Source organism: Psychrobacter sp. AOP3-A1-26 (assembly GCF_052378235.1).
Lineage (GTDB): Bacteria > Pseudomonadota > Gammaproteobacteria > Pseudomonadales > Moraxellaceae > Psychrobacter.
Genome location: NZ_JBQSXN010000164.1, coordinates 1 through 1,908 on the forward strand (window position 1 = coordinate 1; position 1,908 = coordinate 1,908).

General features: G+C 37.2%; 2 protein-coding genes. One reads left to right on the forward strand and one right to left on the reverse strand.

Translation table 11 applies throughout. The annotated features are described in order from the left end of the window. Positions 1 to 198: zinc-ribbon domain containing protein (locus ACT3TU_RS14055; RefSeq protein WP_444784521.1), on the reverse strand; the 198-nt coding region annotated here is incomplete at its 3' end. Between the two features lie 449 nt (positions 199 to 647). On the opposite strand from ACT3TU_RS14055, the gene ACT3TU_RS14060 reads away from it, so the two are divergent. Continuing rightward, positions 648 to 1,682: a hypothetical protein gene (locus ACT3TU_RS14060; RefSeq protein ID WP_192528747.1), complete on the forward strand. Its 1,035-nt coding sequence runs from the start codon at positions 648 to 650 to the stop codon at positions 1,680 to 1,682. Positions 1,683 to 1,908 lie beyond the last annotated feature (226 nt).

Below are 1,908 nucleotides of genomic sequence, written 5' to 3' on the forward strand. Positions count from 1 at the left end.
AGTATGACAACGACAAATTTGACAACGAACTGCTTTTGAATTTGTATTTTTACCTAATTCTTCATACCAATATTTCTGCTCTTCCGCAGACCACATAACGAGCTTACTGCAATCTAAACATGGATATACTAAATCATAGTAGTATTTAGGTGCTATTCCATAAGTATTCTCACTGACTCCCCAATTTTCTGGATTCACAAGTAGTCGATTTTTGCTCTTTGTGCGTGTGTATTCCAATTTTAATATTCCTCAATTATAACAAAATAAGATTTTTAACACTCTCTAAAAGCTTTTTCTTGGCTCCTCAACTAAATATTATTTTATTGAACAATTGACCATAGTAGTTGTTTGCATAAAATAACTATAATTAGTCATAAAGTTTTAGCTTTTCGTTACTTTCTAGCCGTACATCAGTTAGACCGTAGACTGCTCATAAAAGTCATAGATTAGGCTAGAAATGAACAAATCATGCGAACCACTTTATTCTGAAACCATAACGCTGAATTTTCCGCTATTATTGCTAGTCATGTATCAGACGAAAACAAGAAAGTTCGGTATGTTCCCTGTTTTGTAAATCCAAGTTATTAACCTGCAAAGTATAAGATATGCTCACAATTCACTCTATCAAATATATTGGAAAGTGCACTATGTACAATAAAAAAGCAGATATTAATAATTATCTAAACCCAATTTTATCTATATTCTCAGCTGCTGTGCTTTCTACGCTGTCATCAATGGCAATCGCTCAAAGCACACCTAACCCGTCTTTTAACGTATCAAGCGTTGCTGACAGCTCATCAAGTTGTGACATCTACAAGCACATCGAACAGTCTGACACGCCCATTGATCTGAATAATCTCACACAAACGCCAAATGGTATTGAAGTTCATTCTAATGACTTAGATCTTCAAGTGGAAGACTTTCAACCATGCAAAGCCAGTAAGCCATTCAGTAGTGACAAAGAGGCTATTGCGCTGTATCAGCAACTTGAACACGATTTAGACAAGATAGCGGAGATAATTATTCGTGATGTACCAGAAGGCTTCTCTCAATATAAAGGTTTAGATAATGAAGAACTTGACCAAATAATTAAAAACGTAGAACAGGTAAAACAGAAAAAGCACGATCCAGACAAGTTCATAAACGTATATATCTATATGGCGGTTCATAGTTATTTAGGCGAATTCGTACCTAAAGACGATGCTAAAGCCGTGCAGTATATGAGCTATGTGGTTGACTACCATCAATCCTTTAGCCCTAACGATGTATCACCATTACTTAATTCTATGGTTGCGATAGCAATCATAGAAAAACAAAGACATATCAGTGATAACAATCCTATTAATTTACAGCATGAGACTGAGAGTAGTGTTGAAGCCGTGACTGCTTATTTGCTATCCAAAGCAGGGCACTTGGACACGAAGGCTATATTAGTAAAGAGTTGCATCAGTCGAATGAATAAAACGCTTGATGATTCCACGGTAGACATGATTCACCAACTATTCGACCCAAAACTTAAGGAGCTTGAAGATCTCTCCAAGCAAGGAAGTTATGTTGCTACAAATGAATTAACAAAATTATACGAGGGGTTAAAGACAATTGATCTAGATTATGCCGAACAAGCAAGGCGCTGGGAAGATCGAGTTGACACTTTGCCCCAGCCAAATACTAGCTGGAATTAGGTGATTGCACTGGTTCGGTTACCTAGTGAGAACTCGAATACTAGGCTTTAGGCTCATGAGACCAGCGGGTTTTCTCCCTCAGATAGTTCCAGTGTACTTCATAGTGTACTTACCACACATGGTCTATTCGTGATCGGTGCGCTATACAGGCGTCGAACTAATAGCGCTAGTTATGATGACAAGGTTCAATATGACTTATTACCTCGATATGATTGCTTCTTATATG

What these genes read in the sequence shown, in the direction of transcription:
- ACT3TU_RS14060 (WP_192528747.1), top strand. Translation starts at nt 648, where the DNA reads ATGTACAATAAAAAAGCAGATATTAATAATTATCTAAACCCAATTTTA.